Source organism: Cupriavidus sp. 21MJTG02-4 (assembly GCF_057798975.1).
The window spans coordinates 106,566-129,002 of the sequence record NZ_JBYOJP010000002.1 but is presented as its reverse complement, the minus strand read 5'-3'; the positions used below and the strand labels follow the sequence as shown (position 1 = coordinate 129,002).

Below are 22,437 nucleotides of genomic sequence, written 5' to 3'. Positions count from 1 at the left end.
GGAGCCTTTGGTCAAATTTGCGGATAAATATCCGCTTTCGCTTTGCGGGAAAGGGAGGCGCTACGCCCTATTTTTCGGGAGCCGCCTGAGCGAGCGACGCTCACCCGAACTGTTCCGCAAGCGCATTGCGCGCCGCCGCGATGAAATCCGGTTCGCCGCGCCTGGGCGGCAACAGGAAAAACTCCGCTTCCGGCAGGGCCGGCAGGCCGAGCCTGCGTTGGCTGGCGGCATCCAGCGGCGCCACGCCCGGGCCGATGGCCGAGGCATTGAGGCAGGACAGGCCGAGCCCCGCGGCCAGCGCCAGGTGCAATCCGGCCACGCCCGAGGCCGAATGCGCGATCTCGAAGGACCGATGCTTGCGCACGAGCAGCTTCACCACGAACTGGTGCAGCGAGCACGAGTCGGGCAGGAGCACGAGCGGCAGCATCGGCGTCAGGTTGCCCGCCTCGCCCTGCGCCGTGACCCATGACAGCGACTCGCGCCGCAACAGTGTCCCGCGCCGTGCGGCCGCGTGGCCGCGCGTGCCGACGATACGCATGCTCAGGCCGATATCGAACGCGTCCATGTCCGCCGTGGCGTCGATCACGGCGCTCTTCATCACCGTGACGTGCAGGCGCAGCAGCGGATGGCGCTCGCGCAAGCGGCGCAGCATGCCGGCGATCTCGGCGGGCCGGAAGTAGTCCGTCACCGCTAGCCGCAACTCCCCTTCCAGCACGCGGCCGCGCAGCTCCTGCAGCGCCATGTCGTTGAGCGCCAGGATGCGCCGCGCATGCTCCAGCAGACGCGTCCCGGCAGGCGTCGGCGCCGCGCCCTTGCGGCCGCGCGTAAGCAGTGGCACGCCGGCGCGCTCTTCGAGCTTGCGCAGTTGCTCGCTGACGGATGACTGCGACAGGAATAGCCGGGGCGCGGCCGCGGACAGGCTGCCGCTGTCGGCCACCGTGACGAAGGTACGCAACTGATCGGTGTCGAATCCGCGCATGGCGACTCCTGATTCCTGATTCCTGATTCCTGATGATTCGGTGATTCGTTGATTCGGAGAATCCGATGGTTCATATCGGAACTTCCCGCTTTTCCGATATTACACCGCCACCTACCATGACCTTGCCAACGCAATCATCAAGGAGCCAGACATGCCCCACATCAACCTGCAGATCTCCGGCCAGCCCGACGCAGCCCTCACCCGCCGCAGCGCCGCCGCGGTGTCCGAACTCACGCAGCGCGTGCTCGGCAAGAAGCCCGATGTCATTGCCATTGCGGTCCAGTACGTGCCGCGCGAGCAGTGGATCATTGGCGGCGAGCCGCTGTCCGGAACCGGGCGCAATGCCTTCCATCTCGATATCAGCGTGACCGATGAAACCAATACCAAGGCGGAGAAGGCTGCGTACCTGAAGGCCATCTTCGAAACCCTGTCCGAGCTGATCGGTAACGTGCATCCGGTGTCGTATATCCACGTTATCGATGCGCGGGCTGCGGCTTACGGGTATGGCGGGCTGACGCAGGAGTATCGGCATCAGCATGGGTGAACCGAACGGGCGTCCGCGATGCCGGTGGGTTGGCTCCCCTCTCCCACTGCGCGGGAGAGGGAAGCAAGCCCAGGGCCCGTGCATCGCCCTCGCCACGTACAGGCTGACCCGACTATTCCCCCCTTAATCCCCCGCTCATGTTCTTGTAGATTGATGGCTTGTTAACCAGCGCAAGCGTGTGCCGTCCCACGCACCGCCCGCCTTAAGGAATAGCCACCATGAAACATGTCACCCTGCCCGATGGCGAGCGCGTGCCCGCGCTTGGCATGGGAACGTGGAATATGGGCGAACATCCCGCCGCGCGTGCCGAGGAAATTGCCACGCTGCGGCTGGGCCTGGACCTGGGTCTGAGCCTGATCGATACCGCGGAGATGTACGGCGAGGGCGAGTCCGAGGAGATGATCGGCGAAGCCATCGCCGGCCGGCGCGACGAGGTCTTCCTGGTCAGCAAGGTCTACCCGCATAACGCCAGCCGGCGCGGCACCGTGGCCGCGTGCGAGCGCAGCCTGCGGCGGCTTGGCACGGACCGCCTCGACCTCTACCTGCTGCACTGGCGCGGCGGCATCGCGTTGGAGGAAACCGTTGAGGCGCTGCAGAACTTGCAGCGCGACGGCAAGATCCGCCACTATGGCGTGAGCAACCTCGACCTGTCCGACATGGAGGAATTGTGGGCGGTTCCGGGCGGTGGCCAGGTTGCGGTCAACCAGCTGCTCTACAACCTGACCCGCCGCGGCATCGAATGGGACCTGCTGCCCTGGATGCAAGCGCGCGGCGTGCCGGCGATGGCCTACTCGCCGATCGAGCAGGCACGGCTCGCGCGGCATCCGAAGCTGGTGCGTTTCGCGCAGGCCAACAGCATGACGCCGGCACAAGTCGCGCTGGCGTGGCTGCTGGCCCGCGACGACATCATCGCGATTCCCAAGACCGGACACCGCGACCGCCTGACCGAGAATTTCGGCGCCTTGCAGCACCCGCTCACGCCGGAACAATTGCGGGAACTCGACCGCCTGTTCCCGCCGCCGAGCGGGCCCGCGCCGCTTGAAATGCTATAGCGGCAGCCGGCCTTTTGAGGTGCTATCGCGGATTACTGCGTGCGCGCGATATAGCGCTCGCGCTCGACGTATTTCGTCAGGTAGGCGCGCGCCTTCTCGCGCGTGTCGGTGGTGACCCGGTCGGCCGCCTGGCGCGCACCGGACTTGCCGTGCGAGGACGACATCTGGCTGCCGAGATAGGTGCCGAAGGCATCGTGCATGGCCTTCAGTTCGCCGTTGCACGCCGTCAGCGCGGAGGACACCACGTCCTTCGTCTGCGCCTTGCCGGACGCGCCTGCGTCGGCCTGGTGCTGCACGCAATCCATGTAGCGGGCGCGCAGCGCCTGCCAGCCGTTGCTGGCTTCCGTGCTCGCGCTGGCGGCGCTGGCGGCGCCGGCGGCCTCGCCCGCATCGGGCGCGGGCGGATGCGAGCCGCAGGCGCCGAGCAGCGCGGCAAGCATCAGGATGGACAGTTTGGGGGCATGGAGGATCGTCTTCATGCGTCGGGACTGTACCGCAGCGTCTGCACCCTTGCAGGGGCAAAGTCGACCATACGCCACAACATTAACAAATGGAAACGACTTCAACGTGTTGCAGCCAGTCGAGCATTGGTCCGCAAGCGGCCGGGCACTATGCTTCAAAGAACACAAACAAGCAGAAGGAGATCCTATGAAGCGCCGCTCATTCCTCCAAACCGGTGCCGGCCTCGTGCTGGGCAGCCTGTCGTTGGCCGCCTGCACCACCACGGGTCCCGATGCGCCCAGTGACAAGGCCGCGCGGCGGCGCGAGCTGGATTCGGGCGTGGATGCCACATTGGGCAAGTTGTACGGCAGCGTCAAGGGCTCGCGCGAGCTTGCCAACAAGGCGCGCGGCATCCTGGTGTTCCCGAAGACGCTGTCGGCGGGCTTCGTCGTCGGCGGCGAGTATGGCGACGGCGCGCTACGCTCGGGCGGCGCCACGCACGGCTACTATCGCCTGGTCGCGGGCTCGGTCGGCTGGCAGATCGGCGCACAGTCCAAGTCGATCGTGCTGATGTTCCTGACGCCCGAGGCCTACGACAAGTTCGTGCGCAGCAATGGCTGGACCGCCGGCGTGGACGCCACCGTGGCGCTCGCCACGATCGGCGCCAACGGCGTGCTGGACACCAACACCGCGCAGGCCCCGATCGTCGGCTTCGTCATGACGAATGCCGGCCTGATGGCCGGGCTGAGCCTGGAAGGCAGCAAGATCACCAGGCTCGATCTGTAGCGCACCACCGCGCGATGCCGCCGCGCTTTTTCAGGCGGCATCGCGGCGACCGGCTAGAATTCGTCCCTTTCATCCGGCCGAATTCATCCCATGTGGTTCAAGAACCTCCAGCTCCACCGTTTTTCCGCTCCATGGTCGCCCCGCGCGGACGAAGTCGAAGCCAGCCTGGCCAAGCACGCTTTTTTCCCCGGCACCAGCCTTGAAATGCAAACGCAGGGCTGGGCCTCGCCGCGCGACAACGGCCAGCTGGTTCACACCGTGGGCGGCCAGATGCTCCTGACGCTGCGCACCGAGAAAAAGCTGCTGCCCACCACCGTGGTCAACCAGGTCACCAAGGCGCGCGCCGTCGAGATCGAAGAGCAGCAGGGCTACAAGCCCGGCCGCAAGCAAATGAAGGAACTGAAGGAGCAGGTCACCGAAGAACTGCTGCCGCGCGCCTTCAGCATCCGCCGCGACACGCGCGTGTGGATCGACCCGGCCAACGGCTGGCTGGCCATCGACGCTGCCAGCGCGGCCAAGGCCGACGAGGTGCGCGGCATGCTGTTCAAGGCACTGGACCCGCTGCCGCTCGCGAACCTGCACGTGAACCAGTCGCCGGTGGCGGCCATGACCGACTGGCTGGCCACCGATGTCGCGCCCGCCGGCTTCACGGTGGACCAGGAGATCGAACTCCAGTCCGGCGCCGAAAGCAAGGCTACGGTGCGCTACGTGCGCCATCCGCTCGATGCCGAAGACCTGCGCCGCCATATCTCCGGCGGCAAGCGCTGCACGCGCCTGGCCATGACCTGGAACGACCGCGTGTCGTTCGTGCTGACCGACTCGCTCGCGATCAAGCGCGTGGCGCCGCTGGACGTCATCAAGGAACAGGCCGACAACACCGGCAACGACGAAGACGAGCGTTTCGACGCCGATTTCACGATGATGGCCGGAGAACTGGCCGGCATGCTGGGCGACCTGACCGAGGCGCTCGGCGGCGAACGCAAGGTCTGAGGCCAGCGCCGCACGACCTGAAAACCTGCCACGGCCGCCTTGCGCGGCCGTTGTTTTTTATGCCGCCTCAGCCGACCCAGTTGACCTTGGGGAAGCGCCCGGCAAAACCGGCCGGCATCGGCATCACCTTCTTCTGCTGATAGTCGAAGAACACAAAACCGGACTTGGCCATGGCGATCAGCGCGCCGTCCTGCGGGCGCGTGATGCGGAAGATGATGTCGCCGCCATACTTGTTGAAATCCATCACGCCGACCTCGAACAGCAGTTGGTCGCGCGCATGCGCCTCATTGCGGTACATCGTGGCCAGGTCCGTGACGATGATGCCGAGACCCTCCACCCTGTCGCCCTCGCTGCCAAACTCATAGAGAAAGCGGGCGCGCGCCTCGGAGATCATCGAGATCATCGCATCGTTGGCCAGGTGGTTGGCCGAATTGATCTCGGTGACGCGCACGGTCATGTGCGTCGAATAGCAGAACTGGTCGTCGGGGAGGTCGAGTTGAAGACGGGCCATGGCGGCATCGGGCAGAGTGGACGGAAAGCCGCCGCCAGACGCACCAGAGGGTCGTCGATCCCGGGCAGGCTGGCGGCGAGGCGCCCATCATAGTCGATCCCGGCGGTTCGGCCAGCAGGCCTCAGGGGTTGAGCGGCGGCAGCGCTGCCGGCGAAGCCCGGTGCAGCGGGACAGACCGATGTGGGGCGGCGTATTTCGACAACAGCGCCGCCAGTTCATTGCCGTTCCACGGCCCGGCGCTGGCAACGGCGCCGAACAGCCGCCGTTCGAGCGCATCGACGGCGGCGGCCAACGCCGCGTCGCCAGTGCCGGCCACCCAGTCCGCCGGCGCCTTGCCCCATGCGGTGCGCGACCACACACCCAGCGCGCGACAGGCCGCCGGCGCGTCGTTCGCGCGGCAGGCCCGCAGCAGCGCCGCGAGCCGCGCCTCGCTTCCGGTAGCCCTTGCGGTGCGCCGTGCCGCGAGAACCCGGCGCAGACGCGCCACGTGCGGCCGCAACCCATGCAACAGCCCCCACGCGAGCAGCAGAACCAGCGCGCCGCCTGCCGCCCACAGCCACAGGCGCCATGCGGAGCCGCCCTCTCCGGGCAACGGGGCAGCGTGGGGGCCGGTCGGCGACAGCCCTGCCAGCCCCGGCGCCGAGGCCACGTCCACCTTCACCTCGGGCGCTTCCGATTCGCCGGGCTTGCGCGTGACCGGATCGAACCATTCCACCTGGATCGCCGGCAGCGTATAGGTGCCCGATTGCTCGAACACGTAGGTGATGCGGTCCGTGCGGCTGCCGCCCGTATTGCCGGCGCTATCGTGCGCGGCATCGCTCAGTTGCGGATCGCCCGCGAACACGCGCACGCCGGACGGCGCCTCGATCTTCGGCGGCCGGATCATCATCGCCTGCGTCCGCGGCGCGAACGTGGTGATGGTGCGCACCAGCGCGTCGCCGGCATGGAACTGCGCCTGCGGACCGCTGACCGGGCGGTCGAAGCGCTGCGTGACGTTCAGGCGCGCCACCGGCAGCGTGGCACCGGCCGGCGCGCCGGCAGCGCCCGCGGCGCGGATCGTGGTGGGCGGCAGCGTCACGCTGCCCTGGCGCGGCTTGCCGTCATCACCGGAATAGGTGAAGGCGATGGAAACCTGCGGCAACTGGAAATCGCCGCCCTGCTCCGCGGCAAACAGATAGGTCTTGCGGATGCCGGCGTAGCTCGCGCCGTTAATGGTCTCCACCGTGTTCTGGCCGCGATCATCGGGCATGGTGATGATGGCGCCGGGCACCTGCAGCGTCGGGAAGACGGGCGCCGACAGGAAGAAGTTGGGCGCCAGTATGGTCACATCGATGCCGATCTGCTGGCCCGGCAGTATGGGTTGCTGCGCCGCGACGTTAACCCGCACGAGAGGATCGGCCGCCAGCGCGAGCGCGCTCGACAGCCACATCATCAGCCCCATGAACCAGATGCCGAGACCCCGAACCGTGCGCGTCATGGCTTGGCTCCGGCGCCGGGCTGTGCCTGGCTCTGCAGCGCGAACTTGCGTTGCAGCAGTTCCGTCGGCGTGGTCTGGATTGCGCGCATCCACGTCTCGGCGCTTTCCACCGCGCCCAGCTCGCGCTTCTTGCCCTCCCCCTCAGGCGGCTTGGAATCGCTGTCGTACTTGACTTCGTCGGGCTTGATGTCGGGCGGCTCCTCGCCCTCCTTTGGCTTGTCCGCCCTGGCCGCCAGTTTTTCCATGAGCGCCAGGTTGGCCGTGGCCGCGGGCCATTGCGGGCGGTGCTTCAGGGCCTGCCGGTAGCGCGCCGCCGCGTCCTTGTACTTGCCCATCCGCGCCAGCGCATCGCCCTGGTTGAAGTCGCTCTCGGGCGAATCGATCAGCGCGAAGCTCTGCACCGCCTGCGCGTATTGCCCCGCGCGGTACTGCGCCACGCCGCGCCACATCGGGTCGTCGAACAGCGCCGCGGCGCCGGCAAAGTCGCCACGCTCGAACGCGCGGCGGCCCTGCTGGTCGTGCGTAAGCCACAGGTCGACAAAGCGCCGTGCGCGCGGCGCGTCGGCATCGGGTGCCGATGCCTGCGCGCAAGATTCCTGCGGCGGCGCGGCCAGCATCGCGGCAAGCAGCACGCCGGTGATCCAGCGCACGGTCCAGCCCTTGCGGAACCACAACACGCCAAGCAGTGCGATCGGGATCGTCAGCCACCAGCCCTCATCCTTCCAGCGCGTGTTGTCGACCGACTGCTTTTGCGCCAGGTGCGATTGCACGTGGCGCTGCACCCAGGCGACGTCATCGTCGCTGTCGGGCGTGAACGTGGCGACCGGCACGCCGGTGTCGTCGCCAAAGCGCTTGAGCGCGGCCATGTCCATGCGCGCAAACACGCGCACGCCGTCCTTCTCGACAAAGCCTTCGGTGCCGCTGCGCAGCGGGCCGCCGCGTTCGGTGCCGATCGCCAGTACCACCGGCTGGCTGCGCCCGCTGCTGACCTGCGCCTTGAACGCGCGCACGGCGGCGGTCTCCACGCCATCGGTCAGGAACAGGATGGTGCCGGGCACCTCTTCGTGCCTGAGCGCGGCATCGAGGGTGCGCAGCGCGAGCGCGGTGTCCCTGCCGGGCGCGGGCATGATGCGGGTCTGCAGCGCATCGACGAAGGTCTGCAGCAGCGTGGCGTCGTCGGTCAGCGGCAGCACCAGGTGCGTGGAGCCGGCATAGGCCCAGAACGCGGTCCGCCCGCCGTCGCGGCGCGCCAGCAGCGCCTTGACCTTGAGCTTCGCGCGTTCGAGCCGCGTGGGACTCACGTCGATGGCGTCCATGGTCGGCGACAGGTCGACGGCAATCGCCAGCGGCGCCTTGTCGTCGAGGAACGGCGGACGCTCGCGCTCCCAGCTGGGCCCGGCCAGCGCGATGGCGCCGAGCGCAAGCAGCAGCGCGGTCAGGTGCACGGGGCGAATGGCCAGCCGGCGGCGCTCGCCCACCATCAAGGCGTCGAGCAGGTGCGGGGCGATGGCGTCGCGCCAGCGGCGCCGTACATCGCCGCGCCGGCGCAGGGCCCAGACCAGCAGCACCGCGGGGATCAGCACCAGCAGCCACCAAGGGCGCAGGAAGTGGAAGTGCGCCAGCGCGTGCATCACGCTTCCTCCGCCGCTGGCTGCTGCACGCCACCACTGCGCGGACGCGACAGCCACGCCGACCACAGCGCCATGATGAGTTGGTACACCAGCACTACGCCCACCGCGGCGCCGAGCGGCCACATGAACAACTCGCGGCGCGGCCGCCACGACAGCGTCTTGTGGTTGTGCGGCGTGATGCGATCCAGCGTCGCATAGATGCTTTCGAGTCCCGTCTGGTCGGCACCGAAGAAGTAGCGTCCGCCCGTCGATGCGGCGATGCGCTGCAGCACGCCGAGATCGACGCGCTGCTCGCCCTCGGCCGACGGATCGCCGATGCCGATCGTATGCACGATCACATGCCGCTGCTTCGCGATTTCCGCGGCGCGTTCGGGGGGCATCTTGCTGGCGGTGTCGTTGCCGTCGGTCAGCACGATCAGCACCTTCTCGGGTGTCTGGCTCTGGTCGAACATCTTGATGCCCAGGCCGATGCCATCGCCGAGCGCCGTACTGGGGCCCGCCATGCCCGGCAGCAGGTCCTTGATCATGGTCTGCACCAGCGTGTGGTCCAGCGTGAACGGCGCCAGCGGGTACGGGGCATCGCCGAACACGAGCAGGCCGATGCGGTCGCCGGGGCGGCGCGCCACGAAGCTGCTGACCACCTCGCGCACCGCCTGGACGCGCGGGATCAGCGCGCCGGCCGGGTCGCGGAAGTCGCGCGTGTCCATCGACTGCGACAGGTCCAGCGCCAGCAACAGGTCGCGCGCGGGCTGCACCTTCTCGATCGGCGCCTCCAGGAACTGCGGCCGCGCCAGCGCCGTCACCAGCAGCGCCCACGCGAGCGGCGCCAGGATGCGCTGCAGCCAGTTGCTGCGCGGCACGACCGCGCCGGGCGCCGGCTTCAACCCCGCCGCGCTGGCCACCTCGCCAAAGAACGGCAGGCGCACCGACGGGCTTTCCTCGCGATACGCCGGCAGCAGCCACCACAGCAGCAAGGGCAGCGGCAGCAGCACGAAGAGCCACGGATATTCAAACTGGTACATGGTGGCCCGCAATCCATTGCCGGCAAGCTGCGGCAGTGGCCGCTACCTGGGTGTCGGGCCATTGCGCGAGCGCCGCGGCATCGCGGTACTGCGCGTCGTTGACCAGCGCCGAGAGCACCGGCACCGCGGTGCCGGCCTTGCCCGCATTGGCCTGCAGGAATTTCGCCCACTCCGCGCCGGCCATGCTGGCCACCTGGGCGCGCGGCCACGCCGCCAGCGCGGTGCGCTTGAGCAGTTCCGCCATGGCGGCCAGTGCGTGCGCGCGCGCCTGCGGCGACGCGGTCATGCCGGCACGCAATTGCTCCAGTTCGGCCAGTGCCTCGCGACGGTAGCGGTTGGCGCGGTAGCGGCGCCACCAGCGCCACGCCGCGACCGACAGCAACGCCAGCACGATCGCGCCCGCCACCGGCCAACCGATGGTCTGCGGCCGCCACGATGGCGGCGGCGGCACGACCACTTCGGCCAGATGCAGGAGATCGCCGGCAATCGTCGCGCTGTCGGGTGCGGCCGTGCTGTGTACCAGGTCACTCACGGCCGCGCTCCCTGCCGTGCGCGCAGCGTGCCATGGCCTTGCGACAGCGCTTGCCCGAGCAGGCGGCGCAACTGCTGCGGCGTTTCCTCCGCGGCTGACAGCGGCAGCAGTGGCACGCCAATGGCGCGATGCCAGGCCAGCAGATCGCGGCTCTGCGCATCGACGAAGTCGGCGATGCCCTTGCGCGTCGCAGCGTGGCCAAAGCCCAGCTCGACCTGGAGCTCGCCGTCGCTGACGACAAGCTGGCCGGAGTCAGGCAGTTCGAGCAGGAACGGGTCGTAGACCAGCATCGTGAGCAGGTCGTTGCGCGCGCACATCGACAGCATCAGGTCGCGCGTGGCCGCATCGTGCCCGTCGAAGTCGCTGATGACGATGACGAGGTGGTCATGCCGTGCGAGCCGCGAGGCCCGCTCCAACGCGGCATTGAGCTGACCCGCGCCACGCAGCGCGGGCGCATCGGCGCGCAGCGACTGGTTCTGGCGCGCGATCTCGCCAAGCAGGTGCTCCACGGCCTGGCGGCTTCGGCGCGGCGCAAGCTCGGTGCATGCGCTGTCGCCGAACACCAGCCCGCCGACACGGTCGCCTTCCGACAGCACGCGCCACGCGGCCAGCGCCGCAGCCTCGGCCGCGGCCACGGACTTCATCGCGCGGCGGCTGCCGAAGAACATGTTGATACGCTGGTCCACCAGCAGCAGCACCGGACGGTCTTTCTCCTCGCTGTACACGCGGACATGCGGCTTGCCGGTGCGCGCCGTGACACGCCAGTCCATGCTGCGGATATCGTCGCCGGGCAGGTAACCGCGCACTTCCTCGAACGTCAGCCCGCGCCCGCGCACGCGGGACGCATGCCGGCCCGCCAGCACGCTGTGCACCGGCTGGCGCGGCAGGAAATGGAAATCGCGCGCGGCGAGTTCAAGCGCCGCCAGCGCCGCGGCGTCCACGCTGACGCCCGGCTGCACGCGCGAGGCAGGCCCTTCGCCGGCAGGCAGCGGCGAACGGCCAAGCGAGGCAAGATGGGAACGCATGGCGCCGGCCGCCGCGTCAGGCCACGGCGACCTGCTGCACCAGGCGGTCGATCACGGCATCGGCGCTGACACCGGCGGCGTGGGCCTCGTACGACAGGATCAGGCGGTGGCGGAACACTTCGTGCACCACGGCCTGCACATTCTCGGGCGAGACAAAGTCATGCCCGTGCAGCCAGGCGTGCGCGCGCGCCACCTTGTCCAGGCCGATGGAGCCGCGCGGGCTCACGCCGACCTGGATCCATTGATCCAGCTCGTCATCGACGGTCTTGGGCTCGCGCGTCGCCTGCACCAGCGCGACCATGTAGCGCGAGACCGCTTCGCCCACGTGAATGCGGTGGATCTCGGCACGCGCGGCGAAGACCACCTCCGGCGCGAGCCGCTGTACGGCAGCGGCTTGCGCGCCGGCCTCGGCGCCCGACTCTTCGGCACGCGCCAGCGCCACGATCCGCGCTTCGGCATCGGCGTCGGGATAGGTCACGTTCACGTGCATCAGGAAGCGGTCCATCTGCGCTTCGGGCAGCGGATAGGTGCCTTCCTGTTCGATCGGGTTTTGCGTGGCCATGACCAGGAACAGCGGGTCGAGCTTATGGGTCGTGCCGCCGACGGTGACCTGGCGCTCTTCCATCGCCTCGAGCAGCGCGGCCTGCACCTTGGCCGGCGAGCGGTTGACCTCGTCGGCAAGGATCAGGTTGGCGAAGATCGGGCCCGCCTGGAAGCGGAATTCGCCCTTGCCGCCCTCGGTGTAGTAGACCTCGGAGCCCGTGATATCGGCCGGCAGCAGGTCGGGCGTGAACTGGATGCGCGACAGCTTCGCCTCCAGGTTGCGCGCCAGCACCTTGATCGCGCGCGTCTTGGCCAGGCCCGGCAGTCCTTCCACCAGCAAGTGGCCATCGGCCAGCAGACCGAGCAACAGCCGCTCGATCATATGCTGCTGGCCGACGATGGATTCGCCCATTCGCTGCTGCAATGCCAGCACGTCGTCACGGGTGCTCATGGGACATTCCTCGATGGGGCGGGGCCAGGCGCCCGGCGGCCGCCCCCGAACCAGCCGTAGTAAGGGTTGTCGGGATCGGTGCGCATGACCTGTTGCATATGCAGCGCCCAGGCATCGCGGTCGCCGTAATAGGCATCCAGACCGGCCGTGTAGAAGGTGTGCAGCGTTTCACGTTCGAGCCCGATATCGGCGATCAGGGCCGCATCCGCTCCGATCAACGGCGGTTCCGTCTGGAGCGTCAGCAGGCGCTGCAGGACTTGCGGGAACTCGGCACGCCGCACCCACGTCGCGTATTCGATGCGGGGATGGTCGTCGGTCACGGCGGGCGCGTCACCCGCATAGCGCTCCAGTCCCGCGCGGTCCGTGACCCACGTTGCCAGCAGCGCAGCCGGTGACGCCACGCCCACCGCGCGCAGCGCTGCCGCGACTTCCGGCTGCGCAAAGCGCTCGCGGATGCGCGCGGCATCGAGCGTGACCGGCGACATCGAGCCCACCAGCATCATCTCGTGCAGCTCCGTGGTCCACAGCGTCGCGTGCGGGAACACGTCGAGGAAACTGCGCACCAGCGAACGCGTGTCTTCATCGTTCTGCGTAGGCAGCGGCAGCCATTGCGCCACCAGTCCGCCCGCTTGCAGCCGAGCCGCGGCGAGGCGATAGAAATCGGTCGAGTAGAGGTTGACCACGCCCGCGGCCGAAGGCGGCGGCGGCTCCAGCGTGATCAGGTCGTAGCGCTGCTCGCTCTGCAGCAGCTCGCGCCGGCCGTCCCGGAGCCGTATATCGACGCGCTTGTCGCTGGCAACACCGAAGTTGCCCTGGAACTGCGGCACGGCACGCAGCACCGGCGGCAGCAGCTCTGCCACCACGCGCTGTTCCAGGCCTGCAAACGGCAGCGTGGCGCCGGCGGTGATGCCCGTTCCAAGGCCGATCACCAGTGCCGAGCGCGGCGTGCCGCTGTGCACGATCAGCGGCAGCAGCGCCTGCAAGCGCATGTAGCGCAGCGACGTCATCGTGTCGCCAGAATTGGACACGCCCTGGATATAGAGCCGGTTGAAGCTGTGGGTCGCCGATGATTGCTTCACCACCGCCACGGTAGCGCCGCGGCCTTCCTCGTAGAACACCATCTCGCCGCCGCGTGCGCGCGCCAGCAGCGTGGCAAGGCGGTCCGCCGGCGCCAGCGCCGCGGCAATCACCGCGAGCAGCGCCACCATCGGCACCGCCCAGCGCGCCAGTTTCGTCACGCCCGAGCCTAGCGCCGCGGCAATGACGCCGACAATGCCTGCGCCCACAGCCAGCAGCGACAAGGTATGCACGAGCCCGATGCGCGGCACCAGCACAAACCCGGCCACTGCCGTGCCGGCGATACCGCCCAGCGTATTGAGCGCCACCACCGCGCCCACGCCGGCACCGAGCCGGTGATTGTCCACGCCCACGCGCAGCACGAACGGGAATGCCGCGCCCAGCAGCAGCGTCGGCACGAACACCACGCACAGCGCCGCCACCGCGAAGCTCGCGCAGGCGGCTACGAGTCCGTTCGAGGTTGCCGACTGTGCCCAGGCCGATACCGCTGCCTGCGCCTGCAGCAGCCATTCGCCGAGCACGACGATCTCCAGCAACGCAACCAGCCCTGCCGCGGCGATCAGCATGGCGAACGCGCCCCACGGGTCTCGCGCGCGGTCAGCGCGTTTTGCGGCGAGCGCGCTGCCGATCGCCAGGCCCGCAAGGTAAGTCGCGAGCACGATCGTAAAAGCAAACGTCCGCGTGCTGATGAACTGCACGATGGCTTGCGACCACACCACCTCATAACCCAGTGCGATGCCACCCGCAGCCGCATAGAGCACGAGTGCCAGTCGGCCAGCTCCCGCATCGCGCCCCGGCTCCGCGGCGGCTGTCGTGGCGTCCGTGGCGGCAGGCTCGTCCGCCGGCACCGGGCGCGATGCCATGCGCAGCGCCGCAGCGGCGGCAAGCCCGTTGAGCGTGGCAGCGGCCAGCGCGCTGCCCGTAATGCCGAGCCACGGAATCAGTACGAAGCCCGCCAGCAGCGTGCCCGCAATCGCGCCGGCGGTGTTGGCGGCATACAGGCGTCCGCCGTGCGTGCCGACCTGCCCCGCGCGCGACGCCAGCACGCGCATCAGCACCGGCAGCGTGCCCCCCATGGCCGCCGCGGGCAGGATCACCAGCACGAACGGCAACGCCCACGCCAGCAGCCCGACGCGGCCCTCCAGCCATGCGAACGGTGCGGCGGCGCGTGCGAGCGCCAGCGTGGCGCCGATGGCCAGCACCAGCACGGCGATCTCGAGCCACGCATACAGCCGCAGCGGCTGCGCATGGCGGTCCGCCACGCGTCCCAACAGCCAGCCGCCCAGTGCAAGGCCGGCAAAAAATGCGCTCACGGCCGTGGTGACGGCGTGTACATCGACGCCGACCACCAGCGCGAGCTGCTTGATCCAGAGAACCTGGTAGATCAGTCCGGCCGCGCCGGACGCGAAAAGCAACAGGGCAGGTGCCAGCACGGCGCCGTCGTGCGCCAGTTGGCCCTGCCCTGCCTGCACGGCGGCGCTTTGCGCGCGCCGCGGTTTGCCAGATCTGTGCCGCGCTTGCTGCTTGCCGGCGTCTGCGCCGGCATGCGCTTCTCTCATGGTGCGATCCTGGTGAAGAGGTTGGCCGGGATAGCCCGGCCAACCGTTGCCGCTGGAATTACTTCCCGGTCCCCCCGCTCCCCTTGTCGATCGACTTCATCACCGCCTCGGTCATCTGGTCGATGGTGAAGCTCGCTCCGCGCTGGCTGGGCGGATAGTCCTTGAACGTCTGGAGGAATGGCGCCACGCGCGAGCCCGCATAGCTGATCATGTAGGCATTCTTCGCGGTCCAGTCATAGTACTGATCGGAGACGATATCCGCACGCTCATAGGGGTCCATGCGCAGGTTGAACGCCTTCGGCACGCGCAGGCAGGTGAAGGGGTTGGCCCACACCTGGAAGCCGCCCGGCTGGCGCTGCTCGCAGAAGACGAACTTCCAGTCGTTGTGCCGCATGGCCACCAGCTGACCATCATCGTTGAAGTAATAGAAATCCTGGCGTGGCCCGGTATTGGTCTGGCCGGTCAGGTACGGCACGAAGTTGTAGCCATCGAGGTGCACCTTGAACGATTTTCCGCCGATGCTGGTGCCCTTGAGCAGCCGGTCCTTGATGTCGCCATCGCCGGCGGCGGCGAGCAGTGTCGGGAACCAGTCGAGCCCGGACATCATCGTCGTGGACACCGTGTTGGGCTTGATGCGGCCGGGCCACCGGACCAGCGCCGGCACGCGGAACGCGCCTTCCCAGTTGGTGTCCTTCTCGCTGCGGAACGGCGTGGTCGCGGCGTCCGGCCAGCTGAACTGGTTCGGGCCGTTGTCCGTGGTGTAGACCACGATCGTGTTGTCGGCGATCTTCAGGTCATCCAGTGACTTGAGCAGCTTGCCGACGTCGCCGTCGTGCTCGATCATGCCGTCCGCATACTCGTTGCCCGGCATGCCGCTCTGCCCGCGCATCGATTCGCGCACGTGCGTGAACAGGTGCATGCGCGTGGTGTTCATCCAGACGAAGAACGGCTTGTCGGCCTTGACCTGCTTCTCCATGAAGCCGATCGCCGCCGCCGTGGTTTCGTCGTCGATGGTTTCCATGCGCTTGCGGTTCAACGGGCCGGTATCTTCGACCTTGCCGTCGGCAAAGGAATGGATCACGCCGCGCGGCGCGTTCGCCTTGACCCAGGCCGCGTCGTTCTTCGGATAGTACGGACGCTCGGGCTCCTCTTCCGCATTCAGGTGATAGAGGTTGCCAAAGAACTCGTCGAAGCCGTGCGCGGTCGGCAGGTATTCGTTGCGGTCGCCGAGGTGGTTCTTGCCGAACTGGCCGGTGGCGTAACCGAGCGGCTTGAGCGCCTGCGCGATCGTGACGTTCTGCGCCTGCAGGCCGACCGTTGCGCCTGGAATGCCGACTTTCAGCAGGCCCGTGCGCAGCCCGACTTCACCCGTGATGAAGGTGGATCGTCCCGCCGTGCAGCTGTTTTCGCCGTAGTAGTCGGTGAGCATCATCCCTTCGTTGGCGATGCGGTCGATGTTCGGCGTGCGGTAGCCCACCACGCCATGGCTGTAGGCGCTGATGTTGGTCTGCCCGATGTCATCGCCAAAGATGACCAGGATGTTCGGCTTCTTGCCCGACGGCGAGGTGGCGGCCACCGCGGGTGCCGAGGCCACGTCGACTGGCGCACTGGCGGCAACTGGCGGGTTCTCCTTCGCCGGCACTGGCGCGGCCGCGGTTTCCGGCGCCGCAGCTGACGCCTGTGCTGCTGGCTGCTGCGCCTTGGGCGGCGTCTCTTTCTTGCCGCAGCCCGCGACGGTAAAGACGGCGGCGGCCATGGCCAGCATCACCAGCCTGGTGCCTCCTCCTTTTGCTTTGCCTTTTTCAACTCGGTGCATGTCCCGCCTCCGTTCATTGACCCATTACGGTCGGTTTGCTGCGCTCATCGTGCTCATGGCTTGCTGGCCGGATAGACCTGCAGCCAGTCCTGCTTCATGCTGATCACCGTCCAGCCTCTGGCCGGGGCCGCGTCGAGCGCCTTGTCGAGCTTGCCGACCTTGGACTGCCGGTCATAGGCGAACTCGCGTTCGGCGTCGTCGTGGTGGACCAGCACGGCCATGCGCGGCCCCTCGCCGCCGGTGGTGTACTCCAGCATCTGCAGGTCGCCGTCGGAGTTGCCCACGGCAAGGATCGGGCGGCGGCCGATATGGCGGTAGATGCCAACCGGCTTGCCCGGTCCGTCATCGATGAATTCGAGCTTGGGGTCACGCACCAGCACCGGCTTGCCGTCGCGCACCATGTACTTCACCGCCTGCGAGGAACCAATCACCTGCTCGGGCGGAATGCCGTAGATCTTCTGCACCCACGGCCGCATGAATTCGATGGTGCCGCCCGAGACGATGTAGGTCTTGAAGCCATTGGCGCGCAGGTAGGACAGCAGTTCCAGCTGCGGCTGGTAGACCAGCTCCGTGAACGGGCGCTGCAGCTTGGGATGTTTCGCTTGCGCCAGCCATGCACGGATGGTGCGGTCGTATTCCCCCACCGTCATGCCGCTGTTGGCCACGGCGATCAGCGACAGCAGCGCCTTCTCGTTGCGCATCAGGGCCTGCATGTCGTTGGCCATCAGCGCCTTGAAGGCGGGATTGTTCTTCCATTCCGGATGCTGCGGCGCGGCCGCCCTGACCTGGTCGAGCAGGAAGAAGAACTGGAAATAGAGCGGCTGCTCGCTCCACAACGTGCCGTCGTTGTCGAACACGGCGACGCGATCGTCGGGCGCCACGAAGGTCGGCGAGCCCGGACGCGTGATATCGGCCACGAACTTGATCAGCGCCTGCCTGGCCGCGCCCTCGCGCCAGGAAGGCAGCGCTTGCGCGGCGGCCTCGGGCGCCTGCGCCGATTGCGCGCCCGCCGCGGCGCCGCCCTCGGCCGGTGCCGCGCATCCGCCCACGCCGGCACCGGTGAACGCCAGTGCAGCCAGGCACAGCGCGGCCAGCGCGGGACGCAACGCATTGCGCGCGGGCGGCTTGAAGGTGGAGGGTTCCATCACGCGTACTCCGGTCATCGGGAAGGGGCGCAGGGGGGGCGCGGCTATCGCGCCATGGCCAGCGGCTGCTGCTTGCGCTGTTCGGCCCAGCGGCTGTCGTCCATCACCAGCCGGAAGCCGAGATGCGACATGCTGTTGTACGGGTCGGTGCCGCGACGGGCGCTGGGCCGGTAGCTCAGGCAATAGTCTTCGTTGCAGAGGAAGGAGCCGCCGCGCGTGACGCGCTTGGGCGCGGTGACGGGCACGCCGGGCTCGCTCGGATCCCACGACGCCACAGGGCCCGCCGGGTCCGCGATCAGCTTGCCCAGCGCGGCCTCGCGCCGGAACTGGTCCGCGCGGTACCAGTCCGCGACCCACTGCCACGCGTTGCCGGTCATGTCATAGAGGCCGTAGCCGTTGGCCGGGAACGTGCCGACCGGGCTGGTGCCGAGCGCGCCGCCCGCCTTTGCGCTGACCACCGGAAACGGCTGGCCCTGCTGGCCTTGCCAGACATTGGCCATCTGCTTGCCGTCCGGCGCGAATTTCTCGCCCCAGGCGTAGGTGGCCTGCTCCAGGCCGCCGCGCGCGGCGAACTCCCACTCGGCCTCCGTGGGCAGGCGCTTGCCGGCCCACTTGGCATAGGCCTGCGCATCTTCATACGAAACCTGCACGACGGGGTGGTTGTCCTTGCCTTCGATCGACGTGCCCGGGCCGCCCGGATGACGCCAGTCGGCACCGGGCACGTAGCGCCACCAGCGCGAATAATCCTGCAACGGCACGGGGCGCGCGGTGCCCACGAACACCATGCCGCCCGCGACCATCGCGCTGTCGGGCGGGCGCGGCGTGCCGGGCGGCAGCTGGACTTTCAGGGTTTCCCAGTCGGGCGCTTTTTCCGCGGTGGTGACGTAGCCGGTGGCCTCGACGAACTTGCGGAACTCGGCGTTGGTGACGTGGCGCTGGTCCATCCAGAAACCGTGGATGCGCACCTGGTGCGCAGGCTTCTCGTTGGCCTGCGCCATCTTGCTGTCGCTGCCCATGAGGAATTCGCCGCCGGGGATGTGGACCATGCCGGCCGGGCCGCGCACGCCATCACCGACCACGATGTCCTGCGGCTGGCCGCCGTCGCGGCCATGCATCGTCCACCAGGTCGCGCCAAAGCCCGCCGCGACACCGGCGCACACGAGCATCGCGATCATGGCCCCACGCCAACGGCGCGGCGCGGCGGCGACCGCTGTTGCAGCGGAAATCCCGCGCTTCTTGCCCATGGCTCTTCCTCCGCAAAGCACAAGTGGTGCGTAAAGCGCACCGCGAAGCTATCGTTGCAGAAGGAAAAGCGAAACGGAATTCAGTTTTCTTGGCACGTGATTTTAGATATTTCGCATCGACAATCACGCGAGTCTCTGCCAGGCCCGACGCGCCACCGAATTCAACGCTGTGTGCAGCAATTCGGCGAGGCGGCCCGAATTCTTGCGCGGCTGCGCATGCACGTCGGTTGATATGCTGCGATCTGCACACAAACGCCAGGTATGGGACAGGAGCATTTGTCCCATCAACGGGCCGTCGACAGGGCCACGTGGAAAGGGCGCGACAGACAAAGGTCGCGCCCCGAAGCCTGCATTGGCCTTGCCAGTTTCAGTTCGTGCTGGCGTCCAGCGCGCCGGCGCGCGCCGTCATGGTGCGCTTGGCGATATTGAGCTGGTGGATCTGCGTGGTGCCTTCGTAAAGCCGGAACACGCGCACGTCGCGGTAAAAGCGCTCGGCAACCGTGCGCGCCATGTAGCCGCTGCCGCCGAATACCTGGACTGCCCGGTCCGCCACGCGCCCGGTCATTTCGGAAGCAAACATCTTGCACATCGATGCTTCCATGGTCACGTCCTCGCCGTTGTCGCGACGGCGCGCGGTTTCGAGCACCAGCGCACGCGCGGCGTGAAGTTCGGTGTTGCTGTCGGCAATCATCTGCTGCACCAGTTGGTACTCCGAGATCGGGCGTCCGAACTGTTCGCGCGCGCGGGCATAGCGCACCATCTCGTCGACCAGCCGGATCGCCGGGCCGATGCACAGGCCGGCCAGGTTGATGCGTTGCTTGTTGAGCGCCTTCATGGCCGTGGTGAAGCCGCGCCCCGGCTCGCCGCCCACAATGGCGCTGGCGGGAACCCTGCAGTCCCTGAGGATCACGTCACCGACGGGCGAGCCGTGCTGCCCCATCTTGCGCTCGGGCTCGCTGGTGTCGAGGCCCGGGGTGCCGCGCTCGACGAGGAATGCACTGATGCCGTGCGCGCCAGGCGTATCCGGCTCGGTTCGCGCAAAGACGGTGAACAGGTCCGCCAGCGGTGCATTGGTGATGAAGCATTTGGTCCCGTTGAGCACATAGTGGTCGCCGTCGCGCGTCGCGCTGGTGCGCAGCGACGTGGCGTCCGAGCCGGCCTCGGGCTCGGTCAGCGCAAAGCACCCCGTGATCTCGCCGGAGGCCAGGCGCGGCAGGTAGCGCGCCTTCTGCGCGGCCGTGCCATCGACGACGAGCGACTCCGAGGCAATGCCGGTGTTGCCGCCGAAGCGGGCGCGGAACACCGTGGCGGCCTGCGACACCTCGATGTTGACCAGCGTAAGTTCTTCCGATGTCAGCCCCGCGCCGCCATAGGCTTCGGGGATGCTGTGCCCGAACAGGCCGAGCTGGCGCATGGCGTCGACCAGCGGTTCGGGAATGCAGTCGTCGTGATCGATCTGTGCTTCCTGCGGAATGCAGGTTTCAAGGACAAACTGGCGCAGGGTGGCAAGCAGTGCCTGCAGGCGGGCGGGATTCTGGATCATGGCGGTAACAGGATGGGTCGGAAGATAGGGGGACAGCGGGCTTACTGCGAGGCAATGCCGGCCGTTTTCAGCACCCCGGTCCACTTGCGGGACTCGCTGGCGATGTAGCGGTCGAAGGCCGGCGCCGATTGCGGCGCGACGTCCATGCCCAGGTCTGCCAGGCGCCGTGCGATGTCCGGATTGGCGACGGCCTGGGCGACGGCATCGGCAAGCTTCTTCACCAAGGCATCCGGCGTCTTGCGCGGCGCCACCAGCCCGAACCATGCGCCGACCTCGTAGCCGGGAATGCGGGCCGCCTCCGCGACCGTGGGGACGTCCGGCAGCGCCGGCGAACGGCGCGCCGACGTGACGGCGAGCGCGCGCAGCTTGCCGCTTTGCACCTGCTGCCTGGCAATGGCGATGGTCAGCGCCATCATCGACACGCGCGCGCCGAGCAGGTCCGACAGCGCTTCGGGCTGCCCCTTGTAGGGCACGTGCGTCAGGCTGACGCGGGTCATCTGCGCCAGCAGTTCGCCGGAAAGATGGTTCGAGGTACCAACACCCGCGCTCGCATAAGTGACCGCGCCGGGCTGGTTGCGCGCGGCACTGAGCAAGGCATCAAGGCTCTTCGCCGGCGACGCGGCCGGCACGACGATCACGTTGGGGATGAACCCTAAGCCGGCGATGGAACGGAAATCCCGTTCCGCATTCCAGGTGATGGCGCTGTTCAGCAGCGGTCCCACCACGTGGCTCGGACTGACGGCGAGCAGTGTGTAGCCGTCCGGCGCGGACTTGGCGACGAAGTCGGTGCCGATGGCGCCGCCCGCGCCGGTCTTGTTCTCGACGATGACCGGCTGCCGCAGGATCTGCGCCACGCGTTCGGCGACGATGCGGGACACCGAATCCACCACGCCGCCGGCGGAGAACGGCACGATGATGCGGACCGGGTGCTCCGGAAAGCGTGCGGCGGCCGGCTCCTGCGCGGCGGCCATTCCGGCGGCGCACAGGCACAAACCCGCCGCCATGCGTGCGATTGCGCCGGCAAAACGGTGCCGGCTCCAAGCCTTGCTGCTGTGCATCACGTCTCCTTGTCGGGTGCCCGCCGTCTTCGTGAACGACAGGTCAGGTTGCCGTCGCGGCGCCCCGGGGACGTGGCTCCACGACTGCTATCGTGCGCAGGCCAGTTCGATCTGCCGAACGGCCTCGGTCAGCTTTGGCGCCACCTCGCGAACCAGCAGGTCGCCGGCATCGCGCATGGCCGACACCGTGCAGTTCAGCGCGAACGCGTCCTGCTGGAGCGACTGCCGGATCGGGGCGGCAATCGCATGGATCTCGCGCCGCCATTCGCCGCGGCTCACGCAGAAGCCGTGTTCCGCGAAATGCTTCTGCTCGGCGACCCACATCGGCTTCTCCGCGGCGAAGCGCTCCGGGTCTTCGACCCGCAGCCGGTTCAGCACGGCGGTGCGCTCTTCGCGCTCGCAAGCCAGCAGCAATGCGCGGCCGATCGAACTGCTCAGCAGCGGGCGCGTGCTGCCGATGTCGGGCTGGTAGAAGTTGGCCGGGTCGAGCCGGCAGCTATCCACGTACACCACCGACAAGCGCTCGCGCATGCCGAGGTTGACGGTGCAGCCGGTCTCGCGCGCCAGCGCTTCCATGTGCGGCCTGGCCACCTGCCGGATGGCCAGCCCCGCCAGCATCGGGTACGCCAGCGCCAGCACGCCCGCGCCCAGCCGGTACTTCTGGTTCGACGCCACGCGGCTCAGGAACCCGAGCAGGCACAACGTGTACGTCAGCCGGGACACTGTCGCCTTGGGCAGCCCGGTGCGTTCCACGATGTCCTGGTTGCCCAGCACGGGACGGTCCGGCGAGAACGCCCTGAGCACATCCAGGCCGCGCGCCAGGTTGGTGGCGAACTGGCGATCCACGGAGAGTTCATCGGAACTCGCGAGGCCTGGCAGCGGGTGGCGTTCCATTTCCGGTTGGCGTTGCGTGCTTTCCATGCTCGTGTCCGCAAGGGGGGAAGTCAACGTTGTATCACGACGGTTTCGCTGTGCGGAACCGTGCTTGCGCACAGCGCCGAGGGCTGCCAC

The 22,437-nt window shown here is 68.1% G+C and carries 20 protein-coding genes; 4 read left to right on the top strand and 16 right to left on the bottom strand.

Features of this window, described 5'->3' with window-relative positions; translation table 11 throughout:
- Window positions 1-100 precede the first annotated feature (100 nt).
- The gene (locus tag AC3FKH_RS03830; RefSeq protein WP_488673079.1) at window positions 101-979 is read right to left on the bottom strand and encodes a LysR family transcriptional regulator; all 879 of its coding nucleotides are present in this window, start codon (window positions 977-979) and stop codon (window positions 101-103) included.
- Between the two features lie 151 nt (window positions 980-1,130).
- Between AC3FKH_RS03830 and AC3FKH_RS03825 the strand changes: the two genes are divergently transcribed.
- Window positions 1,131-1,523, top strand: a complete 393-nt coding sequence (locus tag AC3FKH_RS03825) for a tautomerase family protein (RefSeq protein ID WP_488673077.1) — start codon at window positions 1,131-1,133, stop codon at window positions 1,521-1,523.
- A 218-nt stretch (window positions 1,524-1,741) separates the two neighbouring features.
- Window positions 1,742-2,575 (top strand): aldo/keto reductase, encoded by an 834-nt coding sequence (locus tag AC3FKH_RS03820; protein ID WP_488673075.1) that lies wholly within the window; start codon window positions 1,742-1,744, stop codon window positions 2,573-2,575.
- A gap of 32 nt (window positions 2,576-2,607) precedes the next feature.
- Here the strand turns inward: AC3FKH_RS03820 and AC3FKH_RS03815 are convergent, their stop codons facing one another.
- Window positions 2,608-3,054: a hypothetical protein gene (locus tag AC3FKH_RS03815; protein ID WP_488673073.1), complete on the bottom strand. Its 447-nt coding sequence runs from the start codon at window positions 3,052-3,054 to the stop codon at window positions 2,608-2,610.
- 169 nt (window positions 3,055-3,223) lie between these two features.
- On the opposite strand from AC3FKH_RS03815, the gene AC3FKH_RS03810 reads away from it, so the two are divergent.
- Both AC3FKH_RS03810 and AC3FKH_RS03805 read left to right on the top strand, forming a co-directional pair.
- Window positions 3,224-3,802 (top strand): BPSL1445 family SYLF domain-containing lipoprotein, encoded by a 579-nt coding sequence (locus AC3FKH_RS03810; protein WP_488673071.1) that lies wholly within the window; start codon window positions 3,224-3,226, stop codon window positions 3,800-3,802.
- A gap of 90 nt (window positions 3,803-3,892) precedes the next feature.
- On the top strand, window positions 3,893-4,792 hold the full coding sequence (locus tag AC3FKH_RS03805) for a recombination-associated protein RdgC (protein WP_488673069.1): 900 nt from the start codon (window positions 3,893-3,895) through the stop codon (window positions 4,790-4,792).
- 67 nt (window positions 4,793-4,859) lie between these two features.
- Here AC3FKH_RS03805 and AC3FKH_RS03800 read toward each other — a convergent pair whose 3' ends face one another.
- The 14 genes from AC3FKH_RS03800 to AC3FKH_RS03735 all read right to left on the bottom strand — a co-directional run bounded on the left by AC3FKH_RS03800 (window position 4,860) and on the right by AC3FKH_RS03735 (window position 22,320).
- Window positions 4,860-5,303 (bottom strand): thioesterase family protein, encoded by a 444-nt coding sequence (locus AC3FKH_RS03800; protein WP_483709310.1) that lies wholly within the window; start codon window positions 5,301-5,303, stop codon window positions 4,860-4,862.
- Window positions 5,304-5,424: 121 nt separating this feature from the next.
- The gene (locus AC3FKH_RS03795) at window positions 5,425-6,780 is read right to left on the bottom strand and encodes a BatD family protein (RefSeq protein WP_488673067.1); all 1,356 of its coding nucleotides are present in this window, start codon (window positions 6,778-6,780) and stop codon (window positions 5,425-5,427) included.
- The gene (locus tag AC3FKH_RS03790) at window positions 6,777-8,411 is read right to left on the bottom strand and encodes a vWA domain-containing protein (protein ID WP_488673832.1); all 1,635 of its coding nucleotides are present in this window, start codon (window positions 8,409-8,411) and stop codon (window positions 6,777-6,779) included. Before AC3FKH_RS03790 ends, AC3FKH_RS03795 begins: the two co-directional genes overlap by 4 nt.
- A complete protein-coding gene (locus tag AC3FKH_RS03785) occupies window positions 8,411-9,433 on the bottom strand; it encodes a vWA domain-containing protein (RefSeq protein WP_488673065.1) in 1,023 nt (340 codons plus the stop codon). Before AC3FKH_RS03785 ends, AC3FKH_RS03790 begins: the two co-directional genes overlap by 1 nt.
- Window positions 9,420-9,965, bottom strand: coding sequence for a DUF4381 domain-containing protein (locus tag AC3FKH_RS03780; RefSeq protein ID WP_488673063.1), 546 nt, complete (start codon window positions 9,963-9,965; stop codon window positions 9,420-9,422). The genes AC3FKH_RS03785 and AC3FKH_RS03780 overlap by 14 nt, the downstream gene beginning before the upstream one ends.
- Window positions 9,962-10,990 (bottom strand): DUF58 domain-containing protein, encoded by a 1,029-nt coding sequence (locus AC3FKH_RS03775; RefSeq protein WP_488673061.1) that lies wholly within the window; start codon window positions 10,988-10,990, stop codon window positions 9,962-9,964. The genes AC3FKH_RS03780 and AC3FKH_RS03775 overlap by 4 nt, the downstream gene beginning before the upstream one ends.
- 16 nt (window positions 10,991-11,006) lie before the next feature.
- Window positions 11,007-11,984 carry an AAA family ATPase gene (locus AC3FKH_RS03770; RefSeq protein ID WP_488673059.1) on the bottom strand — a complete coding sequence of 326 codons (978 nt, stop codon included), beginning with the start codon at window positions 11,982-11,984 and terminating at the stop codon, window positions 11,007-11,009.
- Window positions 11,981-14,620 (bottom strand): fused MFS/spermidine synthase, encoded by a 2,640-nt coding sequence (locus AC3FKH_RS03765; RefSeq protein ID WP_488673057.1) that lies wholly within the window; start codon window positions 14,618-14,620, stop codon window positions 11,981-11,983. The genes AC3FKH_RS03770 and AC3FKH_RS03765 overlap by 4 nt, the downstream gene beginning before the upstream one ends.
- Before the next feature lie 58 nt (window positions 14,621-14,678).
- Window positions 14,679-16,436, bottom strand: coding sequence for an arylsulfatase (locus AC3FKH_RS03760; protein ID WP_488673055.1), 1,758 nt, complete (start codon window positions 16,434-16,436; stop codon window positions 14,679-14,681).
- 53 nt (window positions 16,437-16,489) lie between these two features.
- Window positions 16,490-17,581, bottom strand: coding sequence for an HAD family hydrolase (locus AC3FKH_RS03755; RefSeq protein WP_488673053.1), 1,092 nt, complete (start codon window positions 17,579-17,581; stop codon window positions 16,490-16,492).
- Between the two features lie 44 nt (window positions 17,582-17,625).
- Window positions 17,626-18,756: a formylglycine-generating enzyme family protein gene (locus AC3FKH_RS03750; protein ID WP_488673051.1), complete on the bottom strand. Its 1,131-nt coding sequence runs from the start codon at window positions 18,754-18,756 to the stop codon at window positions 17,626-17,628.
- A gap of 436 nt (window positions 18,757-19,192) precedes the next feature.
- Window positions 19,193-20,368, bottom strand: a complete 1,176-nt coding sequence (locus tag AC3FKH_RS03745) for an acyl-CoA dehydrogenase family protein (RefSeq protein WP_488673049.1) — start codon at window positions 20,366-20,368, stop codon at window positions 19,193-19,195.
- Between the two features lie 41 nt (window positions 20,369-20,409).
- Window positions 20,410-21,426 (bottom strand): tripartite tricarboxylate transporter substrate binding protein, encoded by a 1,017-nt coding sequence (locus AC3FKH_RS03740; RefSeq protein WP_488673047.1) that lies wholly within the window; start codon window positions 21,424-21,426, stop codon window positions 20,410-20,412.
- Window positions 21,427-21,513: 87 nt separating this feature from the next.
- Entirely contained in the window at window positions 21,514-22,320 is an 807-nt protein-coding gene (locus AC3FKH_RS03735; RefSeq protein WP_488673830.1) for an IclR family transcriptional regulator, read from the bottom strand.
- Window positions 22,321-22,437 lie beyond the last annotated feature (117 nt).